Consider the following 23,346-nt stretch of genomic DNA (forward strand, 5'->3'; position numbering starts at 1 on the left):
TGAAGGCTTCCTACCCCCAACAGCCCGTCGACGTCACGCCCCGCTCACCGGATGCAGCGACAGCACCCGCCCCGCCCTCTCCCGCACCGGCGCCCCGTCCCGCCGGCAATCCGCCACCGCGGCGCGAGCCGCGTCCACCGCCAGGATCAGCGCGCTCATCGTGCGGATATCGGTATCGTGGGCGCGGGCGTGGCGCACGACGTCGATGACGAGGCCGTCGATCTCGACCGCCAGGGCCTCCAGGGCGGCCGGGTCCTGCGTTCCCCGCGCCTCGATCAGGATGGCGAGCAGCCGGTCGAGGACGGCGTCGATGCGGGCGCGCTGCTCGCGGGCGAATCGCTGACCGAGCCACGCCACCGCCGAGCCGAGGCCGCCGCCGAAGAACGCCACCAGGTACACCCAATCCTCGTAGCGCTGCAGGAACGTCTGCTGCTCGCGCTCGTAATAGTCGACCGCGCCGGGATGGATCGGCAGGCGGGCGCTGGTCGCCTCGGCGGCGCTGTCGAAGTCGGGCGCCTTCATCAGGTTGGCGGTCGGCACCATCGCGGCGAGCCGCGAGCGCAATTCGAACAGGTGCTGGGTGACGCTGGCGGCGGTGTCGCGGCTCAAGGAGGCGCGGGCCATCAGCCGGTAGGAGGCGCCGACGGTCTTCACCTCGTCGTCCGGCCGCTTCGGGCGGCCCCCGAAGGTGCCGGCGGCGATGGTCACGGCCTGCAACTCGGGCAGGCGCTGCACGATCGCCTCGCCGTCGGGGATCGCCACGATCGTCGCGCCGTGACTGGCCGAGGCCGCCTCCACCGCCTGCACCACCCGGGCGGCGGATTTGTCGGAAGGAGCGGCGATCACCGCGGCGGCGTCGATCCGGTGTTCGGCCAAGGCCGCCGCCACCTCGGAGGCCCGCATCGGCACCAGGGCGACGCTGCCGGCGGCGGCCGGGAGTGCGCCCCCCGGATCGGCCGGGGCCGGCGCGGCGCCCGCCGGCGCCGGCGTCAGCGCGTAATAGGCGAGCAGGCTCGTGACCAGGGGCTGGTCGGCACCGTGATGGGCGACGAGGCCGAGCCGCTTGCCGGCGAGATCGGAAAACGTCTGGATGCCGGAATCCGGGGGCGCGGCGACCACCAGGGCCTCGTCGTGCAGCACGGCGAGCGTCAGGCCGTTCTCCGGCAGGCGCACGTCGGGCCGGACCACCGCGAGGTCGGCCCGGCCGCTCTGGAGCGCCGCGGCGCTGTCGCGCACGTCGTCGTACGGAACGACCACGAGGCGTATATCCTCGCGGGCGCGGGCAAGCGCGTCGGCATAGGCCTGGATCAGGTGGGTCTCGACGCGGTCCCGCGGGCCGACCGCGACCCGCAGGGTAGTCGGCCGCGACAGGTAGAGCACCGCGCCGGCCACCGCCCCGAGGGCGAGGGCGACCAGGAGGAAGAAGGATTCACGTCTGTGCAGAAACGCCGGCATCACCCCTCGCGCGAGCCCGGGACGGAGGCCCCCGCCGGGACGGAGGCGATCCGGGACGAGGCCGATGAACCCGGCGGCGATGGCGGATTGAGGGCAGCGCGGCCGATCACGCCGGCCTACCTGGAGCGGGCAGCCTTGTACTACCTGGAGCGCTACGGCGCCTCCGCCGAGATGCTGCGCCGGGTGCTCAAGCGCCGGGTCGAGACCCGCTGCCGCCTGCGCGGCGAGGCGCCGGAGGACTTTTCGGAGATGGTCGACGCGGTGGTGGCCCGGGCGCTGGGTGCCGGGCTCGTCGACGATGCCGCCTTCGCGGCCGCCAAGGTGCGCTCCTTGCGCCGCCGCGGCGGCTCGGCCCGGACGATCGGCGCCAAGCTCGCCGCCAAGGGGGTCGACCGCGAGATCGTCGGGGCGGCGCTCTCCGAAGAGCAGGAGGGCGGCGAGGATGAAGCGGCCTTCGCCTACGCCAGGAGGCGGCGCCTCGGGCCGTTCCGGCAGCCCTCCGCCCGGGCCGCTGCGCGCGAGCGCGACCTCGCCGCGATGGCACGGGCCGGATTCGCCTTCTCCCTCGCCCGCCGGGTGATCGACGCGGAGCCGGAGGGTGACCTGGCGGACCTTTGACCTACCTGTGGGCGTGGGCGGGCGCCGGAACGGCTCCGCCGCGTTCCAATCCACGGGAGACGAGCATGAACCGCAAGGCGAGCGCCGTTTGGCAGGGTAGCGGCAAGGACGGCAAGGGCCAGCTGACCACCCAGTCGGGTGTGCTGTCGGACAACCCCTACGGCTTCAACACCCGCTTCGAGAACGAGCCGGGCACCAACCCCGAGGAGCTGATCGCCGCAGCCCATGCCGGCTGCTTCACAATGGCGCTGGCCTTCCAGCTCCAGGGCGCCGGCTTCACCGCAGACGAGCTGCGCACCGAATCGGTCGTGACCCTGGAGAAGGATGGCGACGGCTTCACCATCACGGCGTCGGCCCTGACCCTGACGGCGAAGATACCGGGCATCGACCAGCAGAAGTTCGACGAACTCGCCGGCATCGCCGAGAAGAACTGCCCGGTCTCGAAGGTGCTGAACGCCAAGATCAGCCTGAAGGCGACGCTCCAGGGCTGATCGCGAGAGGCGCCCGGCCGGTGGCCGGGCGCATGCCGGCCTCACAGCATGCTGGGCAGGATCCGGTCCGGCGGCCGGTGGCCGTCGAGGAAGGTCTTGATGTTGATGATGACCTTCTCGCCCATGTCGACGCGGCTCTCGTGGGTGGCCGAGCCCATGTGAGGCAGCAGCACCACCTTGCCGGCCTTCGCAAGCTTGACGAGGCGCGGGCTCACGGCCGGCTCCTGCTCGAACACGTCGAGGCCCGCACCCGCGATGTCGCCGACCTCGATCAGGCGGGCGAGCGCAGTCTCGTCGATCACCTCGCCGCGGGCGGTGTTCACCACCACCGCCTCGGGCTTGAGCAGCTTCAGGCGCCGGGCCGAGAGCAGGTGGTAGGTCGCGGGCGTGTGCGGGCAGTTGACCGACACGATGTCGACCCGCGCCAGCATCTGGTCGAGGGATTCCCAGTAGGTCGCCTCGAGGTCGCTCTCGATCCGGGCGCCGACCCGGCGGCGGTTGTGGTAGTGGATCGACAGGCCGAAGGCCTTGGCGCGGCGGGCGAGCGCCTGGCCGATGCGGCCCATGCCGACGATGCCGAGGCGCTTGCCGGTGATGCGCCGCCCCAGCATCCAGGTCGGCGACCAGCCGCCGGACCAGGCGTCGTCCGGGATGATCCGGGCGCCCTCGGTGACCCGGCGCGCCACCGAGAGGATCAGCGCCATGGTCATGTCGGCGGTGTCCTCGGTCAGCACGCCGGGCGTGTTGGTGACCGTGATGCCGCGCTGGAGCGCCACGCCGACGTCGATATGGTCGACGCCGTTGCCGAAATTGGCGATCAGGCGCAGGTTCGGCCCCGCCTGGGCGAGGAGCGAGGCATCGATCTCGTCCGTCACCGTCGGCACCAGGACGTCGGCCTCCTGCAGGGCCTGCGCCAGGGCGGCGCCTGTGAGCGGCGTGTCCTCGTGGTTGAGGCGTGCGTCGAACAATTCGCGCATCCGCGTCTCCACGACGTCCGGCAGGCGCCGGGTGACCACCACGAGCGGCTTGCGCTTCAACGACATGATCCCTCCCCTGCCCCCGGGCGGGCCTCCCGGCCTGCCCGTGCGGCCCCATCACGCGATATGGGCGCTCGCACCATACGATATGCGACACGTTTGCCCGGCGAAAAGCCCCGCCTTGGTGCGGGCCACAAGCGTCGTTACGCCCCGTTAACCACGCTCCGGCGATAGGGGCGGTTACGCCCCTCGATCCGGCCGGGGCGCGACGCCCGGGGGCCTCTCTAGCAGAGGTGACCCGGAAGACAATCCGCGCCGCTTCCTCGATGGGAGACCGACCGCCGATGCTCCATCCGCGCCTTCTCGCCGCCCTGCTCCTCGCCGCCCTGGGCATGCCCGCCGCCGCGGCGCCGCCGACGCCGGCCGCCAATCCCGCCCCCGGCGAGATCGGCGTCACCATCGGCCCGGCGACGAAGCTGCCGCTGCCGCGCTACGTCAGCCTGAAGACCGATCGGGTCAACCTGCGCGAGGGGCCCTCCAAGGATCACCGCACCCTGTGGGTGTTCCAGCGCGCCGGCCTGCCGGTGGAGATCATCGCCGAGTTCGAGACCTGGCGCCGCATCCGCGATTCCGAGGGCACCGAGGGCTGGGTGCTGCACTCGCTGCTGTCGGGCCGGCGCACCGCGGTGGTGCTGAGCCGCGGCGCCGACAAGGGCGCGCCGGTGCCGCTCTACGACCGGGCCGATGCGACGAGCGGCGTGGTGGCCCAGCTCCAGGCCGGGGTGATCGGCAGCGTCAAGACCTGCGACAAGACCTGGTGCCGCCTCGTCGTGGCGCTGCCGCAGAAGCGCGGCGACGTCGACGGCTACATGCGCCAGGACCGGCTTTGGGGCGTCTATCCGGACGAGAAAGTGGAGTGATACGAAATCCGGAAGATCACTTCCGGATTTCGTATCACCCGCCCGCGCGGCGCGTGAGCGAAGCCGATTTCCGCATCGCGAAGCGATCAGTCGGAAATCGTATGAAACGGCGAGGGCCGCGCCCCTGTCCAGGAGCGCGGCCCTCGCGAAATCCGACGATGCGGCGCGGTTCAGGCCCGGCCGGTCCGCCGCCGCAGGCGCACGATCACCTCGACGCCGGCGATCTCCATGCCCTCGGGGGCCTGGGGCAGCGAGTCGACGGTGATGCCGCAATCCGGCATGTCGAGCACCTGGCCCTCCTCCTCCAGGAAGAAGTGGTGGTGCTCGCTCGGGTTGGTGTCGAAATAGGCCTTGGACCCGTCCAGCGCGAGCTGGCGCAGAAGGCCGGCCTCGGTGAACTGGTGCAGGGTGTTGTAGACCGTGGCCAGCGACACCGGGACCTTGGCCCGCATCGCCTCGTCGTACAGCATCTCGGCGGTGAGGTGCCGGTCGCCCTTGCCGAACAGCAGCCAGCCGAGGGACAGGCGCTGCCGGGTCGGGCGCAGGCCGGCGCGGCGCAGGCGGTCGCGGAGATCCGAGAGCGGGCAACCGCGCCGCTGGCCGGCGGCGCCGGTCTCGAGGGCCGGGACGCGGGCGCCGAGGACGGCGCGCAGGGGCGACAGGTCGTTCATCAGCGGAGCTATCGACTCGTTGAGCGGCGACAATGATACCGAACGTTATAGGCCGCCCATCCCCCCGCCGCAACCCGACCGCGGCCATGCCGGAGAAGATCAGAAGCGTTACAGAGTAGGGCCTTCGGCCGGCTTTGAACAGTCCCGGACCCTGTGTTAACGAGGCGCCACCCGCCGCGCCTCCGGCCTTGCGCCGGAGCGTCAGCGGCCCCCGACTTGAGGAATTCGCCCCGCACATGTCCGCCGACCAGACCTCCGCCCCCGACGCCCCGAGCCGGCCCTCGCACTTCTCCTACGAGGACCTGCTGGCCTGCGGCCGCGGCGAGATGTTCGGCGCCGGCAACGCCCAGCTGCCGCTGCCGCCGATGCTGATGTTCGACCGCATCACCTCGATCGGCCGCGACGGCGGCGCGCACGGCAAGGGCCACGTCCTGGCCGAACTCGACGTACGGCCCGACCTCTGGTTCTTCCCCTGCCACTTCCAGGGCGATCCCGTGATGCCGGGCTGCCTCGGCCTCGACGCCCTGTGGCAGATGGTGGGCTTCCACCTCGGCTGGCTCGGCTCCGCGGGGCGTGGCCGGGCCCTCGGCGTCGGCGAGGTGAAGCTCTCCGGTCAGGTTCTGCCGACCATGAAGAAGGTCGTCTACGGCGTCGACATCAAGCGGGTGCGCCAGGGCCGGCTGGTGCTCGGCATCGCCGACGGCTGGCTCGAGGCCGATGGCGAGCGCGTGTACGAGGTGCAGGACCTGCGCGTCGGCCTGTTTCAGGCCGCGACTCCCGCCGCCGGCGGCTGAGCCCGTCACCAAGGTCCGTCGCGAAGGCTCGTCTTCGGCGGGCCATGCGGGGCCCGCTCGAAAAGCGGGCCGGTTCGAGCCCGCCGGGACCCTTTCCCCCCGACGGGCGGTTGAGATTACGGCATCGGGCGCCTAGGTGACATCCGCGTGGCGAGTACGCCCGCGGGCGCCCACGGCGCCGTTCCAGAGGGTTCCGACGATCATGAGGCGCGTGGCAATCACCGGGATGGGCATCGTCTCGTCCATCGGCAATTCCACCCAGGAGGTTCTGGCGTCCCTCCGCGAGGCGCGCTCGGGCATTTCCCGCGCCGAGGATTTTTCCGCCCACGGCTTCCGCAGCCAGGTCGCGGGCGCGCCGACCCTCGACGCCGAGACGGTGGTCGACCGCCGCGCGATGCGCTTCCACGGCGGCGGCACCGCCTGGAACCACGTCGCGATGGAGCAGGCGATCCGCGACGCGGGCCTCGAGCAGGCCGAGATCTCGCACGAGCGCACCGGCATCATCATGGGCTCCGGCGGTCCCTCGACCCGCGCCCTGGTGGAAGCCGCCGACATCGCCCGCGCCAAGGGGCCGAAGCGCGTCGGGCCGTTCGCGGTACCGAAGGCGATGTCCTCGACGGCGTCGGCGACGCTCGCGACCTGGTTCAAGATCCGGGGCGTGAACTACTCGATCTCCTCGGCCTGCGCGACCTCGAACCACTGCATCGGCAACGCCGCCGAGATCATCCAGGGCGGGCGCCAGGACATCATCTTCGCCGGCGGCTGCGAGGAGCTGGACTGGACCCTGTCGGTCCTGTTCGACGCCATGGGGGCGATGTCCTCGAAGTACAACGACACCCCGTCGCGGGCCTCGCGCGCCTATGACCGGTCGCGGGACGGCTTCGTCATCGCGGGCGGCGCCGGCGTGCTGGTCCTGGAGGAACTGGAGCATGCCCGCGCCCGCGGCGCGCGCATCTACGGCGAGGTCGCGGGCTACGGCGCCACCTCGGACGGCCACGACATGGTGGCCCCGTCCGGCGAGGGCGCTGTGCGCTGCATGCGCCAGGCGATCGAGGGCCTGAAGGGCGCGAAGATCGACTACATCAACCCCCACGCCACCTCGACCCCGGTCGGCGACGACAAGGAGATCGAGGCGATCCGCGAGGTGTTCGGCGCCGGCGACAATTGCCCGCCGATCGCCGCGACCAAGTCGCTGACCGGCCACTCGCTCGGCGCCACCGGCGTGCAGGAGGCGATCTACTCGCTCCTGATGATGAATAACGGCTTCATCTGCGAGAGCGCGCATATCGACGAGCTCGATCCCGCCTTCGCCGACATGCCGATCCTGCGCGCCCGCAAGGACGAGGCGCAACTCGGCCACGTGCTCAGCAACTCCTTCGGCTTCGGCGGCACCAACGCCACGCTGGTGCTCAAGCACGTCGACGCCTGATATCCCGCGCGGCGTGGACAGGAGCCCGCCCGCCGCGTAAACGCCCGATCACCGACATGAGAGCATCGCCCGATCGCGTGATCGATCGGGCGATGCTCTCGTTTTTTGAGGTTGCCGCATTTTCTCTCGACGAACCGGTCTCCACGTCGTCGGAAAATGCTTGAGCGGAGGATCGGGCGTGGCAGGATTGATGGCAGGCAAGCGCGGGCTCGTGATGGGCGTCGCGAACGACCACTCCATCGCCTGGGGCATCGCCCGGGCCTTACGCGCCCAAGGCGCCGAGCTGGCCTTCACCTACCAGGGCGAGGCTTTGGGCCGCCGGGTCGGGCCGCTGGCCGGGACGCTCGGCTCCTCCCTGGTCTTCCCCTGCGACGTGGAGGATCTGGGAAGCGTGGACGCGACCTTCGCGTCCCTCGACGAGGCCTGGCCCGAGGGCTTCGACTTCGTCGTCCACGCCATCGGCTTCTCCGACAAGGCGCAGCTCAAGGGCCGCTACGTCGACGTCACCACCCGGGAGAACTTTTCCCGCACGATGGTGATCTCGTGCTTCTCCTTCACGGAAGTGGCCCAGCGGGCGGCCAAGCGCATGCGTCCCGGCGGCTCGCTGCTCACGCTCACCTATGGCGGCTCGACCCGGGTGATGCCGAACTACAACGTGATGGGCGTCGCCAAGGCGGCGTTGGAGGCCTCGGTGCGCTACCTCGCGGCCGATCTCGGGCCCCAGGGGATCCGGGTCAACGCCCTCTCGGCCGGCCCGGTGCGGACGCTCGCCGGCGCCGGCATCGCCGATGCCCGCCTGATGTTCAACCACCAGGCAGCGCACGCTCCCTTACGCCGCACCGCGACCCTGGAGGATATCGGCGGCTCGGGACTGTACCTGCTGTCGCCGCTCTCGGGCAGCGTCACCGGCGAGATCCACTACGTCGATTCGGGCTACAACATCATCTCGATGCCGCGACCGGACGTGCTGAAGGCGCAGGATGCGGCGGGGGTGACGGACGCGTGAGCCATGAAAAGGCTGGGGCGTGGAGTTTCAGCCTTTTTTATTATTCTGGGGAGGATGTCGACGGACCGCGCAAACGAGCTTGGTCCGTAAGATTCACATACCGGATATGTTTCCGGACACACTACGAGGAGGCGCTATCGACTCTTGGGGGGCCACGGGCGTACGCGAATCTCCACCATAAATCCGACACGAACGCTCCGGCGATTATCAAGGCGCTCTGCTGACGCTGTTACATTCTGCACGACGAAGCCAAGAACCCGCGCCAGCGCCGGCTTGCACTCCGAATCCGTAAGGCACTTGGGGGTTATTCCTTGGCTTCTAAATATCAGACATTTAGCCATTACTCCTTTTTCTCCCACCAGCCAATTCGCAATTCAGTTATAAGCTGTTATAGATTTTATTATTCGAATTTATCTATTAAGAAAAACCAGAAAATGGTTAAATCGCACCCAGTTCTTGCGTGGCATAGAAAGCTCAATACATATTGTCGAATTTTTTGTCGGTTAGGTTTAGCTCTCGCTGAGTGTCCACTCGCGCTTGCGGCAGCCTCTCGGCAGCGTGAATAACGATACGAAAAAATGTTTGACTTCAGTATTTTTCTATGCTGTTTTTCTGTGCACGTTGAAATCTTCTTAACTGGAGCATCAACGATGTATCCTCTGGATGCTGTCTATGGTCCCGCTGCTTATGGGCGATTTATTCAGCAAGGCGTTAATTTTGGATCGCTAAAGAGTGAACTCAAGCCCTCCTCAGAACAATGGCTGGACGACTCGCTTCAAGTCACGAGCTTTGATCAACTTATAGATATAGTATCATTTCTCTCGGTTATGAACAAAAGATCTTCGCTGTTTTTTCGTGGTCAAGCCAACCATCTTCAGCCGATTCCATGTATATTCCGAAATCGATGGACTTCTATTAGCAAGACAGTGCATAATATACCAAATACGGCGCACGTTAGGGAAAAAATTTGGAATCATTTGAATTGCGTCATTCTACCACTTATTATGGATACACTGAAACAGTTTCCCCTTCCTCGTCGGCGAAGCATGCAGATGTTCAGGGAAGCGGTGTGGGCGGTGTCTCAGCATTACGATATTTGGCCCACACCACTTATTGATGTTACAACAAATCTACGCATAGCAGCAAGTTTTGCACTTTGGGGCGGGCGCGCCGAAGGGCATCTGTACATCGTAGCATTAGTGCCAAGCACCAACTCCGTTACATACGATGCTGATCAGCACATTGTACTGGCGCGATTACAAGCTGTCTGCCCGCCGGTAGCAAAGCGACCTCATTATCAAGACGGCTATCTCGTCGGGCGCTTCCCGTTCGCCGGCCCAAATAGCAATCATGTAGATAATGATCCACGCAATGTATCAAAATTGTCGCGGCGGTTCGTAGCCCGCATTAAATTAATTAATACCAGAGTCCATGTCAACACCAAAACATCAGTTGACACAGAAAATTTTTGGACTTCTGATTTTCCACGGATATCTGAGTCTGCTCTCATGCCTTCAGAAACAACCGACCTATTACTTGATCGATTTATGAAATACGCAGATCAAATTGATACTGCGATGGACAAAATATGTAGGCTGCAACCAGCCTAGCAGGTGCAAGATACAGTGCAAGATACAGTGCAAGCTATGCAAATCGTTCCTGGAAGGTCAACTGATAGGCTAGGGCTGACGCGCCTTCACGATAGCCACTTTGGTCGGAAGATGCCAGAAACCCTGCCAGCCATTCAGATTCCAGAAAAACGCTCGCCGAACCCGACAATTGCAGCCTTCGGCTTGGTCCATTAAAGCATTTTTCAAAGAAGTGGAAATTAGTTCGGCTCCGAAGATGCGGAAAAATCAAAAATCTTGAGATACTTCGCGAGCGCAACACGATCGTCCTTCGATTCTACTTGCATCTCATGCACTGGACCGTAGATTTAGTTGTTGCGGTCAGAGAGTGCCGACCCACGCTATCCCTCTTCTGACATTCGTCAATATGCTGGGTCGGCTGCACGGATTGTTGGTTCGACGCGTCCCTCGCACTCCGAGGTTACGGGACGCTTTGCGTGGCAGCATACTGTCAAGGTGACGAGACGTGCGAGGAGGGCAGACGATGCGCCGCCACCACCCTAAACCCGATCCAGCCGGCCCCGGCCAGGAAAGCGTCTGGGACTACCCCCGCCCGCCCCGGCTGGAACCCGTGCCCGAGCGTCTGCGCGTGGTCTTCGACAGCATCACCATCGCCGACACCCTGCGCGGCTGGCGGGTGCTGGAGACCTCCCACCCGCCGACCTACTACCTGCATCCCGACGACATCCAGCCAGGCGCACTGGTCCCGGCCGGGGGCGGCTCCGTCTGCGAGTGGAAGGGCCGGGCCCTGTATTTCGACGTGGTCGGGCCGCACAAACGGGCGGAGCGTGTGGCCTGGGCCTATCTGCGGCCGACCCCGGCCTTCGCGGCACTCGCCGGGCACGTTGCGTTCTATGCCGGGCCGATGGACGGGTGCTTCGTCGGCGACGAGCGGGTCACGCCGCAGCCGGGCGGCTTCTACGGCGGGTGGGTCACCAAAAGAATCGTCGGTCCGTTCAAGGGCGAGCCCGGCACGATGGGATGGTGACCCCTCCCCTCACGCCGCCCGATCCGCCGGCCGCTCCTCGACCAACGCCACCACATCCTCCCACCGCGACAGGAACGCCGCGACGCAATCCGGATCGAAATGCGCGCCGGATTGCTCCTCCAGGAAGCGCCGGGCCCGCTCCAGCGGCCAGCCGGGCTTGTAGACCCGGGCCGAGATCAGGGCGTCGAACACGTCGGCCACCGCGGTGATGCGGCCGGGCAGCGGGATCTCGATGCCCTTGAGGCCCTGGGGGTAGCCGGCGCCGTCCCAGCGCTCGTGGTGGGTGAGCGCGATCTCGGCGGCGAGCCGCAGGAGGCGGGACGGGCTGTCGTGCAGCATGCGGTAGCCGCGAAGCGCGTGCTGCATCATCTCGAACCGCTCCGGCTCGGTGAGCGGGCCCGGCTTGCGCAGGATCGAATCGGCGACGCCGATCTTGCCGATGTCGTGCATGGTCGAGGCGAGCGCGATGTCGTTGCCCTCCTCCTCCGACAGGCCGAGCCCGTCGGCGATGGCGAGCACGCAGCCGGCGACGCGGGTCAGGTGGTCGCCGGCCTGGTCGTCGCGGAACTCGGCGGCGAGCATCAGGCGGCGGATGATCTCGCGCTCGCGCTCCTGGCTCTCGGCCGCCGCCCGCTCGACCTCGCGGGACAGCGCGATGGCCTGGCTCTCCACCGCCCCCTGCGCGCGGGCCAGCGCGATCAGGTTGCGGCCGCGGAGCGCCAGGTCCGAGGCGTCGAGGGGCGGCAGCACCACGTCGGTGGCGCCGGCCTCCAGGCCCCGGCGGCGGGTCTCGGCCGGGTCGCCCTCGGCGATGAGCAGGATCGAGGTATGGGCGAGATGCGGCTTCAGGCGAAGCGCGCGGATCAGCGCCGGAGCGTCGAGGTCGGGCCAGGACTCGATCAGCACCAGATCGGCGGTCTTGGTCGTCAGCGCGGCGAGCGCCGCGCCGGGCTCGGGCACCACCAGGGTCGGGATGCCCGCCGCGAACAGCCGTGTCAGCCCACCGGGATCGGGCCGGGCCGTGACGACCACGACGGCGGGATCGGCTGCATTGGTCATGGCCCCGGAGAATCCTTTCCGCACCGGATATGGTCCCAAACTACCGCGACTTGATAAAGCGTTCTTTAAGCTTCCGCACCCTGCCGGTCGGCGGAAGGCCCGAGGCCGAACTGACGCAAAACATTGATCCGGCGTCCTTTCCCCGACGGCATTCGGCCCTCCGGGAAAAACTGCTTAGATGGTGAAATCCGCCCCCGCCCGCGGGCCGGCGACCTTCGCGGCCTCGGCTCGCCCACAGAGATCCTCCACGGTCACCGAATCGAGCACCGCAAGGTACGCTCCAGCCGCCTCCGCCACCAGGGGGGCGACGACGAGGCCGGTCACGTCGTTGCCGGGGACGGCAAGGCCCGCGGCCGCCTCCCGGTCCTGCCCCAGCACCGCCCGGGCGATGTCGCCGGCGCTGATGCGGCGGCGCTCGCGGGCGAGCTCGTAGCCGCCATGCGGCCCGCGCAGGCCCTTGAGCAGGCCGTGATGCACCAGGGCCTGCAGCACTGCCTCCAGGTGCCGGGGCGGCAGGGCGTGACGCGCCGCCAGCGCCTTGGCGCTGACCGGCTGCGGCCGGGCATGGAGCGCGATGTCGACCATCGCGGCGAGCGCGAGGCTCAGCCGCGGCGGGGCCAGAGCCGAGCCCGTCGCGAGTCGCGGGGGATGGACGACCGCGTCCAAAAGCAGCCTCAGCCGCGGCCGGTGGAGCCGAAGCCGCCGGCGCCTCGCGCGCCGACCTCGGCTTCCGGGAAGGCGTCGACGACCCGCAGGGACGGCCGAACCACCCGGGTGAAGACTGCTTGCGCGATGCGCTCCCCCGGCCGCACCGTGAGGGGGGCGGTGCCCGGCGGGTTGCGGTTCCAGGCCGAGATCATCAGCGGGCCCTCGTAATCGGCATCGATCACCCCGACGGTGTTGCCGAGCACCAGCCCGTCGCGATGGCCGAGGCCGGAGCGCGGATGGATCATCGCGCACCAGTCGGGATCGCGGATCGACAGGGCGAAGCCGGCCGGGATCAGGGCGGGCGGGCCCTGCGGCTCCAGGGTGACGGGGGCGTCGAGGCAGGCATGGAGGTCGAGCCCGGCGGCGAGCGCCGAGCCCCATCGCGGAAACCCCCAATCGTGCAGGCGCGGATCGAGGATCCGGACCGCGACGTCGAGGCCGCTCATGCCCTGCTTCCTGCGCGGGCCGCCACCGCCTCGGCGAGGGCGACGAGCCGGCGCGCCTCGTCCGCCTCGCGCCGCAGCACCGTGCGGCCGAGATGGGCGATGCCGGCCTGTCCCCGCGCCTGCGGCGCGTCGAAGGCGGCGACGAGGGCTCTCGCCGCGGCAAGCGCCTCCGGATCGGGCGCGAAGGCCGATTCGGCCCGGCGGGCGCCGGCGGGCGCGGTCACCACCGCCCCGTCGAAGCCGAGCCCGCGGGCGCGGCCGATGTCGAGGCGGTCGGCGGGGTCGAGCAGCACGTCGAGGTCGTGGGCGCGGGCGGCGGCGAGCGCGGTGGCGAGCCAATTGAGGAGCGGGCCGGCCTCCGGCGCGCCGGGCGGCAGCCGGCCCTCGCGGGCGAGCGCCCCGGCATCGACGACGAGGCAGGCGAGCCGCGCATCGACGTCGCGCACCGCGCTCGCCACGGCTTCCGCGGCGAGGATGCCGAGCGGCGTGTCGAGGCAGGCCCAGACCCGCACCCGCTCCGGGGCATGGAGGCGGCGCAGGCGGCTGCCGAGACCGGCGAGGTCTTCCGGCTCCTCGATCCGCGGCACCAGCACCGCATCGGGCCCGGCTTGCGCCACCGCCGCGAGGTCGGCCTCGCCCCAGGGCGTGTCGAGGCCGTTGACCCGCACGACCAGCTCGGCGGCGGCAAACCCGCCTTCCGCGAGGGAAGCGGCGAGGTGGTGCCGCCCCGCTTCCTTCTCGGCGGGGGGCAGCGAATCGGCGAGGTCGAGGATCAGCGCGTCGGCGGGCTCGGATCGCGCCGCCGCGAGGGCGGTCGCGGAGGCCGGCACCAGGAGGGCGCTGCGGCGGGGGCGGATGTCGGTCATCGGTCGCGTGACTCCCCGAATGGCGGCGCATCTATGCCCCGGGGAAGGGCGGGATGGCTATAGGGCACGGGCCGGTGCGAACCCGGGATCCCCTCCGGGCGAGCCACCGGTCGTCAGGCGCGGCCTGCCAGCCAGTCCTGCGTCAGGCGGGCATCCTCCCCCGCCTCGTCCAGGCCGTGGCCGACGGGGAGGATCCGCGCGGCGACGTCGGCTCCCGCCTGCCGGAACTGTTCGGCAAGGGCGGGAGTGTCGGACGGGTGCCGTCGCGCATCGGCGGCGGCGCCGAGCAGCAGGACGGGATAGCCGTCGAGCGCCGGAAACCGCTCTCCCGGGCACGGAGAGAGCGGCCGGAGGAGGACGGCGCCGGACGACAGAGCCGGGGCCGCCAGAAGGGCGGCGACCGCCATGATGGCGCCGTTGGAGAAGCCGACGAGGACGGGCGGCCTGCCGCCGATCGCCCCGAGGTGGCGGAGGACACCGCAGAACTCCGCGCATCGTTGCGCGAGATCGGCCTGATCGAGGGTCCGATCCGGATGGCGTCGGAAGAAGGCGTACCCCTCCTCCCACGGCACCCGGCCGCGCACGAAGAGGCAGGCGCGGCCGCCGGCGACGCGGCGTCCGAAGCCTGTCAGCGACCTTTCGGATCCGCCGCTGCCGTGGAGCAGGACGAGGGGAGCGCGGCCTTGCGCGGCATCGCCGGACCGCACGACGTGGAATCCTGCCGTCTCCGCCATGCCTGTCTCCATCATGCCCGTCTCCATCATGCCCGTCTCCGGGCGCCCGAAGCCGGTCCGGCACCGGCAGCCTTGAACGACGGCTCAAGCCAGCCGCGATGCCAGGGTGCGGGCGAAGGAATCGATATGCGCGGTCATCGCCGCCGCGGCGGCATCGGGGTCGCGCCGGCGCAGGGCGTCGCGGATCGCAGCGTGCTCCTCCGCCACTTCCGCCAGGTGGTGGCCGGTGGCGAGCGACAGGGCCCAGAACCGGACCGAGCGGCCATGCAGCCCGGCCAGCACCTCGGCGAGCACCCGGTTGCCGGAAGCCTCGGCGAGCACGGCGTGGAAAAGCCGGTCCGATTCGAGGATCGCGTCGAGGTCGTCGGGTCGCGCCGCCAGGATGGCGTCGAGCTGCGCCAAGGCCGCCTCGCCGATCCGCCCGGCGGCCAGGGCCGCGCAGGGCGGCTCGGTGAGGCGGCGCACCTCGATCAGGTGGGCGAACTCGTCCATCGAGAGCGGCTGCACCAGCACGCCCTTGCGGGGCAGGATCCGCACCAGCCCCTCGTGCATCAGCCGGTGCAGGGCCTGGTTCACCGGCGTGCGGCCCAGCCCCAGCTCGGCGCACAGGCCGGCCTCGTTCAGCGCGTCGCCGGGCTTCAGCCGCAGCGAGACGATATCGTCCTTCAGCCGCCGATAGGCGCGCTCGTTCTGCGACACAGTTGGGCACGAACCTGCACGCGCTTTGGCCACCGACACCGCTCCGCTCACTCTTACGACTTCCGATCGCTCGCTTCGCGATGCGGAAGTCGGCTCCGCTCAAGCGCCGCGCGGGCTCGTGATCCGGCTCCCGGAAGATACCTCCCGGGAGCCGGATCATCGCCCCCCCTACCACGGGGTACGGCCAACTTGGACCGGCTTGTGAAATATCACAGGCATGGTACTTGCAGAACCACACGCCGGGCGGCCGGTTCGCGGACCGCGGGAGAAGAGCGATGTCGAGGGTGGATGCCGTGAGTGCGCACGAATTGGACGAGGGCTATCGCCGGGCGACGCTCCGGCTGATCCCGTTCCTGGTCTTCCTGTTCATCCTGGCCTGGATCGACCGGGTGAACGTCGGCTTCGCCAAGCTCCAGATGCTGTCGGACCTGAAATTCAGCGAGGCGGTCTACGGCTTCGGCGCCGGCATCTTCTTCATCGGCTATTTCCTGTTCGAGGTGCCGAGCAACCTGCTGCTGGAGCGCATCGGCGCCCGCAAGACGCTGGCGCGCATCACCATCCTGTGGGGGCTCGCCTCGATGAGCCTCGCCTTCGTGCAGTCGGAATGGGCCTTCTACGCCATCCGCTTCCTGCTCGGCGTGTTCGAGGCCGGGTTCTTCCCCGGCGTGGTGCTCTACCTGACCTACTGGTTCCCGAGCGCGAAGCGCTCGCGCATCAACGGCCTGTTCATGACCTCGTTCGCCATCGCGGGCGTGGTCGGCGGCCCGCTCGCCGGGCTGATCATGGGCACGATGGGCGGGGTCTCGGGTCTCGCCAACTGGCAGTGGCTGTTCATCCTCGAAGGCATCCCGTCGCTGATCGCGGGCGCCGCGGTGCTGGCCTTCCTGCCCGACCGGCCGAAGGACGCGCGCTGGCTGTCCCCGAAGGTCGCCGCCACGATGACGGCCATCGTCGAGGCCGAGGGCCGGGCCGCCGGCAAGGAGGCGAGCTTCAAGGTTGCGCTCCGCGACGGCCGGGTGTGGCTCTGCGCCCTGATCTATTTCTGCATCGTCAGCGGCAACGCCACGATCGCGTTCTGGACGCCGTCGATCATCAAGGAGATCGGCGTCTCGGGCGCCATCGCCATCGGCTTCCTGGCGGCAGTGCCGTTCATCGCCGGCACCATCGCGATGGTCTGGACCGGCGCGCATTCCGACCGCACCGGCGAGCGCCGGCTGCACTGTGCGGTTGCCAGCCTGATCGCCGCGGCGGGCCTTGCCGCCACGGGCGCGCTCATCGGCCACGCGGTCTTGGCCTTCGTGGCGCTGACGGTCGCGGCGATCGGTATCCTCGCGGCCTTCCCGGTCTTCTGGTCGCTGCCGCAGACGTTCCTCGCCGGCACCGCGGCGGCCGGCGGCATCGCGGCGATCAACTCGATCGGCAACCTCGCGGGCTTCGTCGCCCCCTACGTGGTCGGGTTGTCGAACACGCTCACCGGCACGTCGAGCAACGGGCTCTACGTCGTCGCCGGATTCGAGTTGCTGGCGGGCCTTCTGGTGCTGGGCTTCGCCCGCTGGCGCGAGGACAGTTCGGCCGATCTGGCGCCGGCGGAGTGACAGGGTCTTCACTCGACCTGTCCGAAGAGATGTAGAGCCCGTCTCGCACGCACATACACGAGAGGGAATCTCACGCTTTACTGATTTCGGAACGGATCAGAGCCTCTTTGACCGACCTCTACGGATCTCACATCCACCGCGTCATGCCGGGGCCGCGCAGCGGAGCCCGGGATGAGGCGGTGGGTGCCAGGACTGTCGAGTGGGTCAAACAGGCTCTCAGACAAAAATTACATAAAAGGATTTCCACACCATGCTGACCTTCCATCGCGAGGCCGCCGGCCGCCGGGACGTGATCGCCCTTTCCCCCGAATCCCTGGTGATCGCCGGCTGGGCCGGGCGGGACGAGGCGGCGATCCGCCACCACATCGACGAACTGGCGGCGATCGGCGTGCCGCCGCCCTCCTCGGTCCCGGTCTATTACCGGGCCGCCGCCGCGACCCTCACGCAAAGTCCCCGCCTCGAGGTGCTGGGACCGGATTCCTCCGGCGAGGCCGAGCCGGTGATCGTGTCGCTGGCAGACGGGCTCTGGCTCGGGCTCGGCTCCGACCACACCGACCGCAAGGCCGAGACGGTCGGCATCGCGCTCTCCAAGCAGCTCTGCGGCAAGCCGGTCGGCACCGGCCTGTGGCGCCTCGACGAGGTCGAGCCGCATTGGGACGAGATGATCCTGCGCGCCTACGCCACCATCGGCGGCGAGCGGGTGCTGTACCAGGAGGGCCGCTTGACGGCGTTGCGCACCCCGGGCGATCTCATGGCGCGCCGTCCCGGCGGTCCGGATCTGCCGCCCGGCACGGTGATGTTCGGCGGGACCCTCGGGGCGATCGGCGGCATCCGCCCGGCCGACCGCTTCGAGATGGAACTGGAGGATCCCGTGCTCGGCCGCAGCCTGACCCACGCCTACGACATCGTCGTGCTGCCCGTGGTGGCCTGACCCCGCGATGGAGGCCGTGACGACGCTCGCGGGAATCCTTGCCGGTATCGGTGCCGCCTTCTGGGCGGCGCTGCTGGCCAAGATGCTGGCGAGCGCCGCGATCGTGGTGCTCGCCTCGCTCGCGGTCGAGCGGACCGGGCCTCTCGTCGGAGCGATGATCGCGACCCTGCCGGTCTCGGCCGGGCCGGCCTACGTGTTCCTCGCCCTCGACCACGATGCGGGGTTCCTGCGCGACAGCGCGGTGGCGAGCCTGCCGGCCATCGCCGCTACCGCCCTGTTCATCGCCGCCTATGCGGGTCTGGCCCGCCGGCACGGCGTCGCGGCCTCGCTGACCGCGGCTTTGGCGATCTGGCTCGCTGCGGTGCTGCTGCTGGGCCGTCTCATGGGTGACGGTCTGGCGAGCGGCGGTCTCGCCGCCATCCTGGTGATCCTGGCTTGCATCGGTGCCTGTTACCGCTGGCGTCGAGGAGGCCCGCCGCCAGCGCGGCGCAAGCGGGCGAGCGACGTGCTGGTCCGGGCCGGCATCGTGATGGCCCTCGTCGTCGCCGTGGTGCTGGCCGGGCGTCTCGCCGGGCCGGGCGCCGCGGGCATCCTCGCCTTCGCGCCCGTCGTGATGGTGAGCCTGGCGGTGATCCTGCATCCGCGCATCGGCGGGACGGCGGTCGCGACGGTGCTGGTCTTGAGCCTGCCGGGGCTCCTCGGCTTCGTGGCGGCCCTGTTCGCCCTCGCCCTCACGGTCGAACGGCTGGGGCCGGTCCCGGCCCTGTCGCTCGCCCTTCTGACGACCTTGATCTGGAACGGCGGAATCCTGCTGGTGAGCCGCCGAGGACCTGCGCCCCTTCCTGCCTCCCTGGAGACGTAAGTGATGAGCACGATCCGCGACGACCTCGAACGCCGCCTCGCCCTGATCGAGGCGCCGGCGAGCCGGCACGTCTTCACCCGGCTCTACCCGGAGGCCGCCCGCGCCGCCGCCGACGCCGCCGACGCCCGGCGCAAGGCCGGCCTGTCGCTCGGGGCGCTGGACGGCGCCATCGTGTCGATCAAGGACCTGTTCGACGTGCAGGGCGAGGCGACCACCGCCGGCTCGTCGCTCCGGCGCAAGGCGCAAGCGGCACTCCAGGACGCACCGATCGTCGCCCGCCTGCGCCGGGCCGGCGCGGTGATCGTCGGCAAGACCAACATGTCCGAATTCGCGTTCTCGGGCTTGGGCCTCAACCCGCATTGGGGCAATCCGGGCAACGCGACCGACCCGAACCTGGTGCCGGGCGGCTCCTCCTCGGGCGCCGGCGTCTCGGCGGCGCTCGGCACCTCCGACATCGCCATCGGCACCGATACCGGCGGCTCGATCCGCATCCCGGCTTCGCTCAACGGCGTGGTCGGGTTCAAGCCGACGGCCAAGCGAGTGCCCCTCGCCGGCGCCTTCCCGCTCTCGCCCTCGCTCGATTCGATCGGCCCGCTCGCCCGCTCGGTCGAGGCCTGCGCGGCGGCCGACGCCGTGATGGCCGGCGAGGAAGTTCGTCCCTTGCGGGCGGCGGCGTTGCGCGACCTGCGGATCGGCGTGCCCCGCGGCCTCCTGTTCACCGAAACCGAGCCGGTGGTGGCGCAGGCCTTCGAGGCCGCCCTGTCGCGCTTGAGCGCGACCGGCGCCCGGATCCACGACACCGAATTCGACGATCTCCTCGCCCGCATGGCCGAGGCGACCGCGGCGGGCCCGATCGCCGCGGTGGAAGCGGCGGAAATCCACGCCGACTGGCTCGATGCGGAAGAAGCCGCCTTCGATCCGCGGGTCCATGCCCGCATCACCCGCGGCCGCACCGTGACGGCCGCTGCCTATATCCGGATGATGCGGACCCGCGCCGCGCTGATCGAGGCCGGCGACGAGCGGCTCAAGCCCCTCGACGTGCTGGCCCTGCCGGCGACCGCGATCACCGCACCGAGCATCGCCGCGGTGGCGGAGGACGACGCGGCATTCTCGCGGCTCAACCTCCTGATGCTGCGCAACACGATGGTGGGGAACCTGTTCGACCTCACCGGCATCTCGCTACCGTTGCCGGGCCAGGCGAAGCCCGTCGGCCTGATGCTGCTGGCGCGCCATGGCCAGGACCGGCGACTCCTGGAGATCGCGGCGGGTGTCGAGGCGGCGTTGAAGGGGTAAGTCTTCCGTTACGCGCTCGACGATCCTCTCACCCTCCTCGTCATTCCGGGGCCGCGAAAGCGGAGCCCGGAATCCAGAACCGCGGCATATTCAGGAAAGTGCGGCCCCCGTTCCGCTTCATTCTCGATCAACCGAGGGTCTGGATTCCGGGCTCCGCTTTCGCGGCCCCGGAATGACAATGAGGGTATGATACGCTTTCCGGTTGATTAGGCCAGCTTGGGCTTTGGCTTTGCGGTTTTGGGCAGCCAGTGGAAGCTTGTGCGTGAGCTGATGAGGCCGGGCTGTTCGCTTAAGGTCGCGCACCGCTGCTCGACCACGCGTTCCAACTCATCCAGGTTGGCGATGTACCGGTTGACCACCGGCTCATCGACCAGCGGCCACAACGTCTCGGCCGGCTGCAGTTCGGGCGTATAGGGCGGCAGGTAGACGAGCCGCACACCCTCGGGCACGCTTAGATTGGGCTGCGTGTGCCAGCCGGCATTGTCGAGCATCACCACCGCCCGGCAGCGCGTGCCGGCTCCGACCTCGCGCGCGAAGTCGGCCAATAGTCGCTCGAAGAACGGCTTGGACAGGCCGTTGGAGAGGTACCACACCGTCTCGCCCATGGCCGGCGCCACGAAGGCGGTGACGTGCAGCCACTTGAAGCGATGCTGGCCCAGCGCCACCGGCCGCTCTCCCGCCGGCGCCCAGACCCGTCGCGTGACCGGCTTCAGGCCGAGGCGGTGCTCGTCCATCGCGTAGACGACGACCGGCAGGCGCGGCTCACGGGCCTCCTCCTCGTCGACGGCCTGCGCCAACTTTTTTTAAAAGCCTGCGCAGCCTCGGGCGTGGCCGCGCGCGGGTTGCGCGGGCGCGGCCGTTGCAGCGACCAGCCCAGCGCCTTGAGCGCCTCCCAGCCGCGCTGCACCGCCACCTGCTCGCGCCCCAGGTCCTGGGCCAGGACGTCCGCCACCGTGCGGCTCGTCCACACGCCCCCGTCCGGCGGCGGCTCGGCCAGGCGCTGACGCAATCGCTCGAGGACATCTGGCGTCAGGAAGCTGGCCGCGGCCCCGTTGTGGCGGCGCCGATCACCCAGCGCCTCGACCCCCTCAGCGTTGTAGCGCTCGCACAAACGGCGCACCCAGCGTTCGCTGAAGGCGGTCGCCGCGGCGGCTTCTGCGAAACTGTGGCCCTTGGCCAGAAGCCAGATCGCCTGGGTCTGGCGGGCGGTGCGCGCGTCACGGCAGGCCGTGAAGCGCTCCGCCAACTCCGACACGCTCAGGTGGGCCACCGGGCCAGCCATCGCCGCCTCCTTCGACAAACAGCATGCCCAACAAATGCGCCAGCACACCCGTCAGTTCACAGCTAAGCTGATCGAATCATACGGAAATCGTATGAAAACCGTGAGAAAACCCCTGGAATGGATCGCCTCAAAAATCTGTCGAGGCAATCACGGGCCGGATGTTGCCTAAAAAATCCAATAAAAAACGCCGCGGACCGATTACGACCCACGGCGCCCAACTTCCGACAGATCAGGCCGCCTGACGGCCCAGATGCGCCGCCACCGTCGCGACCCGCGAGCCGACCAGCTTCACGGCACTGCGCAGTTCATCGCCGCTCACGCCGAAATGTCCCGCCCAATAGGCACGGTCATCCGGGCAATGGATGTCGATATGCTGCGCGAAACGCGGCTTGAGAGCGTCCTGGGAAACGGACATGGTCGAATCCTGAACTGTCGAGTGAGCCAGTCACCGCTGGCACGGGACGCACCGCGTCTTGTATCGGAAGAACGCTCGATTCCTGGAAAAGTTGCCGGCTCGACCTTCGGGCCGCTGCGGCATCGCGCGCAACGCTGGCGGGAACGGCACGAGGCTGGTACCCGCTCGGGCCTTCGATTCCTCCTTGCCAGGCTCCGACCCATGCACCGTCTCCGCCCCGCCCTCGCGGCCCTGATGCTCGCAGGCCTGCCGCTTGCCGGCCCCGCCCTCGCCCGCGAAATGCCGGGAACGGCGACGACCGCGCCGGCCACTCCCGCCAAGGCCAACGTGGTGATCCTCGCCACCGGCGGCACCATCGCGGGGGCCGGCGCCGATGCCAGCAACAGCGCCACCTACCAGGCCGCCAAGGTGCCGGTTGACAAGCTGATCGCCGCGGTGCCGTCCTTGAGCGGGCTCGCCAACGTGCGCGGCGAGCAGGTGTTCCAGATCGCCTCCGAGAGCTTCACCAACGCGCAGCTGGTGCAGCTCGCCAAGCGCGTCTCGGCCCTGTTGAAGCAGGACGACGTCGACGGCGTGGTCATCACCCACGGCACCGACACCCTCGAGGAGACGGCGTATTTCCTCGATCTCGTGGTGAAGAGCGACAAGCCGATCGTGGTCGTCGGCTCGATGCGGCCCTCGACGGCGATCTCGGCCGACGGCGCCCTCAACCTCGCCGATGCGGTCGCCACCGCGGCGAGCCCCGCCTCGAAGGGGAAGGGCGTGCTGGTGACGATGAACGACGAGATCCAGGCCGGGCGCGACGTGACCAAGCGCGTCAACATCAAGCCGAGCGCCTTCACCAGCCAGTGGGGCCCGCTCGGCATGGTGGTCGAGGGCAAGACCTACTGGTTCCGCGCGCCGGTCAAGCGCCACGGCACGGCGTCCGAGTTCGACATCGACGCGATCGACACCCTGCCGGAGGTCGCGATCGTCTACGGCTCGGGCAACATGAACCCGGCCGCCTACACGGCCGCCGTGCAGGGTGGCGCCAAGGCGATCGTCCATGCCGGCACCGGCAACGGCTCGGTGGCGGGCTACGCCGTCGATACCCTCAAGGACCTGCGGGCCAAGGGCACGGTCGTCATCCGTTCCTCGCGCGTCGGCGACGGCTTCGTGCTGCGCAACGCCGAGCAGCCCGACGACCAGTACGACTGGGTCGTGGCCCACGACCTGAACCCGCAGAAGGCCAAGATCCTGGCCGCGGTCGCGCTGACCAAGACCGGCGACACCAAGGAGCTGCAGCGGATCTTCTGGGAGTATTGAGCGCCTGCCGAGTTGCGAGACGCAACCCGCAGGAAATTTTCAGATATCATACCCTCCACCTCATCCTGAGGTGTTAGTCGATCGGAGATCGACTAAGCTTGAAGGAGAGCTTTCAGAGATCGCCGAGATTTCTGGAGCCCTCCTTCGAGGCTCCCGTTGGTCGCACCTCAGGAT

At 68.9% G+C, this 23,346-nt stretch carries 25 protein-coding genes; 13 read left to right on the plus strand and 12 right to left on the minus strand.

Going from position 1 to position 23,346, the window contains the following annotated elements; genetic code table 11:
• Positions 1–33: 33 nt before the first annotated feature.
• Entirely contained in the window at positions 34–1,455 is a 1,422-nt protein-coding gene (locus AC3AOF_RS16390) for a TAXI family TRAP transporter solute-binding subunit (RefSeq protein WP_236989839.1), read from the minus strand.
• On the opposite strand from AC3AOF_RS16390, the gene AC3AOF_RS16395 reads away from it, so the two are divergent.
• Together AC3AOF_RS16395 and AC3AOF_RS16400 are read left to right on the plus strand one after the other, a co-directional pair.
• Positions 1,438–2,073 (plus strand): regulatory protein RecX, encoded by a 636-nt coding sequence (locus tag AC3AOF_RS16395; RefSeq protein WP_442919260.1) that lies wholly within the window; start codon positions 1,438–1,440, stop codon positions 2,071–2,073. The genes AC3AOF_RS16390 and AC3AOF_RS16395 overlap by 18 nt on opposite strands.
• 65 nt (positions 2,074–2,138) lie before the next feature.
• Positions 2,139–2,564, plus strand: a complete 426-nt coding sequence (locus tag AC3AOF_RS16400) for an OsmC family protein (protein WP_236989838.1) — start codon at positions 2,139–2,141, stop codon at positions 2,562–2,564.
• A gap of 41 nt (positions 2,565–2,605) precedes the next feature.
• On the opposite strand, the gene AC3AOF_RS16405 is transcribed toward AC3AOF_RS16400, so the two are convergent.
• Positions 2,606–3,610 (minus strand): 2-hydroxyacid dehydrogenase, encoded by a 1,005-nt coding sequence (locus AC3AOF_RS16405; protein WP_488349003.1) that lies wholly within the window; start codon positions 3,608–3,610, stop codon positions 2,606–2,608.
• Between the two features lie 275 nt (positions 3,611–3,885).
• On the opposite strand from AC3AOF_RS16405, the gene AC3AOF_RS16410 reads away from it, so the two are divergent.
• Positions 3,886–4,461 (plus strand): SH3 domain-containing protein, encoded by a 576-nt coding sequence (locus AC3AOF_RS16410; protein ID WP_488345909.1) that lies wholly within the window; start codon positions 3,886–3,888, stop codon positions 4,459–4,461.
• Between the two features lie 170 nt (positions 4,462–4,631).
• Here the strand turns inward: AC3AOF_RS16410 and irrA are convergent, their stop codons facing one another.
• Positions 4,632–5,132 carry an iron response transcriptional regulator IrrA gene (gene irrA / locus AC3AOF_RS16415; RefSeq protein ID WP_165086928.1) on the minus strand — a complete coding sequence of 167 codons (501 nt, stop codon included), beginning with the start codon at positions 5,130–5,132 and terminating at the stop codon, positions 4,632–4,634.
• A 236-nt stretch (positions 5,133–5,368) separates the two neighbouring features.
• On the opposite strand from irrA, the gene fabA reads away from it, so the two are divergent.
• From fabA to AC3AOF_RS16440, 5 genes are all read left to right on the plus strand, one after another.
• Complete coding sequence (gene fabA, locus AC3AOF_RS16420) at positions 5,369–5,926, plus strand: 3-hydroxyacyl-[acyl-carrier-protein] dehydratase FabA (RefSeq protein WP_236989836.1); 558 nt, start codon at positions 5,369–5,371, stop codon at positions 5,924–5,926.
• Positions 5,927–6,128: 202 nt separating this feature from the next.
• Positions 6,129–7,355, plus strand: a complete 1,227-nt coding sequence (gene fabB / locus AC3AOF_RS16425) for a beta-ketoacyl-ACP synthase I (RefSeq protein WP_236989835.1) — start codon at positions 6,129–6,131, stop codon at positions 7,353–7,355.
• Positions 7,356–7,533: 178 nt separating this feature from the next.
• Positions 7,534–8,361 carry an enoyl-ACP reductase FabI gene (fabI, locus tag AC3AOF_RS16430; protein ID WP_272913269.1) on the plus strand — a complete coding sequence of 276 codons (828 nt, stop codon included), beginning with the start codon at positions 7,534–7,536 and terminating at the stop codon, positions 8,359–8,361.
• Between the two features lie 578 nt (positions 8,362–8,939).
• On the plus strand, positions 8,940–9,971 hold the full coding sequence (locus AC3AOF_RS16435) for an FRG domain-containing protein (RefSeq protein WP_488345910.1): 1,032 nt from the start codon (positions 8,940–8,942) through the stop codon (positions 9,969–9,971).
• A gap of 502 nt (positions 9,972–10,473) precedes the next feature.
• Positions 10,474–10,977 (plus strand): DUF427 domain-containing protein, encoded by a 504-nt coding sequence (locus tag AC3AOF_RS16440; RefSeq protein WP_488345911.1) that lies wholly within the window; start codon positions 10,474–10,476, stop codon positions 10,975–10,977.
• A 9-nt stretch (positions 10,978–10,986) separates the two neighbouring features.
• On the opposite strand, the gene AC3AOF_RS16445 is transcribed toward AC3AOF_RS16440, so the two are convergent.
• From AC3AOF_RS16445 to AC3AOF_RS16470, 6 genes are all read right to left on the minus strand, one after another.
• Entirely contained in the window at positions 10,987–12,036 is a 1,050-nt protein-coding gene (locus AC3AOF_RS16445) for an HD-GYP domain-containing protein (protein ID WP_488345912.1), read from the minus strand.
• 174 nt (positions 12,037–12,210) lie between these two features.
• Entirely contained in the window at positions 12,211–12,621 is a 411-nt protein-coding gene (locus AC3AOF_RS16450; protein WP_236992769.1) for an Rrf2 family transcriptional regulator, read from the minus strand.
• 89 nt (positions 12,622–12,710) lie between these two features.
• Positions 12,711–13,190: a dUTP diphosphatase gene (dut, locus tag AC3AOF_RS16455; protein ID WP_236989831.1), complete on the minus strand. Its 480-nt coding sequence runs from the start codon at positions 13,188–13,190 to the stop codon at positions 12,711–12,713.
• Positions 13,187–14,056, minus strand: a complete 870-nt coding sequence (locus AC3AOF_RS16460) for an aldolase/citrate lyase family protein (RefSeq protein WP_488345913.1) — start codon at positions 14,054–14,056, stop codon at positions 13,187–13,189. Before AC3AOF_RS16460 ends, dut begins: the two co-directional genes overlap by 4 nt.
• A 113-nt stretch (positions 14,057–14,169) precedes the next feature.
• Positions 14,170–14,820 carry an alpha/beta hydrolase gene (locus AC3AOF_RS16465; protein ID WP_488345914.1) on the minus strand — a complete coding sequence of 217 codons (651 nt, stop codon included), beginning with the start codon at positions 14,818–14,820 and terminating at the stop codon, positions 14,170–14,172.
• A 54-nt stretch (positions 14,821–14,874) separates the two neighbouring features.
• Positions 14,875–15,489, minus strand: a complete 615-nt coding sequence (locus AC3AOF_RS16470; protein ID WP_488345915.1) for a GntR family transcriptional regulator — start codon at positions 15,487–15,489, stop codon at positions 14,875–14,877.
• A gap of 275 nt (positions 15,490–15,764) precedes the next feature.
• On the opposite strand from AC3AOF_RS16470, the gene AC3AOF_RS16475 reads away from it, so the two are divergent.
• The 4 genes from AC3AOF_RS16475 (at position 15,765) to AC3AOF_RS16490 (ending at position 20,170) form a co-directional block, all read left to right on the plus strand.
• Complete coding sequence (locus AC3AOF_RS16475) at positions 15,765–17,084, plus strand: MFS transporter (RefSeq protein WP_236989827.1); 1,320 nt, start codon at positions 15,765–15,767, stop codon at positions 17,082–17,084.
• A 250-nt stretch (positions 17,085–17,334) separates the two neighbouring features.
• Positions 17,335–18,015 (plus strand): DUF2848 domain-containing protein, encoded by a 681-nt coding sequence (locus tag AC3AOF_RS16480; protein WP_488345916.1) that lies wholly within the window; start codon positions 17,335–17,337, stop codon positions 18,013–18,015.
• Between the two features lie 16 nt (positions 18,016–18,031).
• A complete protein-coding gene (locus AC3AOF_RS16485) occupies positions 18,032–18,877 on the plus strand; it encodes a hypothetical protein (RefSeq protein WP_236989825.1) in 846 nt (281 codons plus the stop codon).
• Positions 18,878–18,880: 3 nt separating this feature from the next.
• A complete protein-coding gene (locus AC3AOF_RS16490) occupies positions 18,881–20,170 on the plus strand; it encodes an amidase (RefSeq protein WP_488345917.1) in 1,290 nt (429 codons plus the stop codon).
• Between the two features lie 206 nt (positions 20,171–20,376).
• Here the strand turns inward: AC3AOF_RS16490 and AC3AOF_RS16495 are convergent, their stop codons facing one another.
• The 3 genes from AC3AOF_RS16495 to AC3AOF_RS16505 form a co-directional block, all read right to left on the minus strand.
• The gene (locus tag AC3AOF_RS16495) at positions 20,377–20,904 is read right to left on the minus strand and encodes an IS630 family transposase (RefSeq protein WP_236990881.1); all 528 of its coding nucleotides are present in this window, start codon (positions 20,902–20,904) and stop codon (positions 20,377–20,379) included.
• Positions 20,880–21,452 (minus strand): helix-turn-helix domain-containing protein, encoded by a 573-nt coding sequence (locus tag AC3AOF_RS16500; RefSeq protein ID WP_488345918.1) that lies wholly within the window; start codon positions 21,450–21,452, stop codon positions 20,880–20,882. Before AC3AOF_RS16500 ends, AC3AOF_RS16495 begins: the two co-directional genes overlap by 25 nt.
• Positions 21,453–21,681: 229 nt before the next feature.
• On the minus strand, positions 21,682–21,867 hold the full coding sequence (locus AC3AOF_RS16505) for a DUF3606 domain-containing protein (RefSeq protein WP_203154502.1): 186 nt from the start codon (positions 21,865–21,867) through the stop codon (positions 21,682–21,684).
• Between the two features lie 201 nt (positions 21,868–22,068).
• Between AC3AOF_RS16505 and AC3AOF_RS16510 the strand changes: the two genes are divergently transcribed.
• On the plus strand, positions 22,069–23,172 hold the full coding sequence (locus AC3AOF_RS16510; RefSeq protein WP_236989822.1) for an asparaginase: 1,104 nt from the start codon (positions 22,069–22,071) through the stop codon (positions 23,170–23,172).
• Positions 23,173–23,346 lie beyond the last annotated feature (174 nt).

The organism is Methylobacterium sp. 142-1Y, assembly GCF_057747795.1.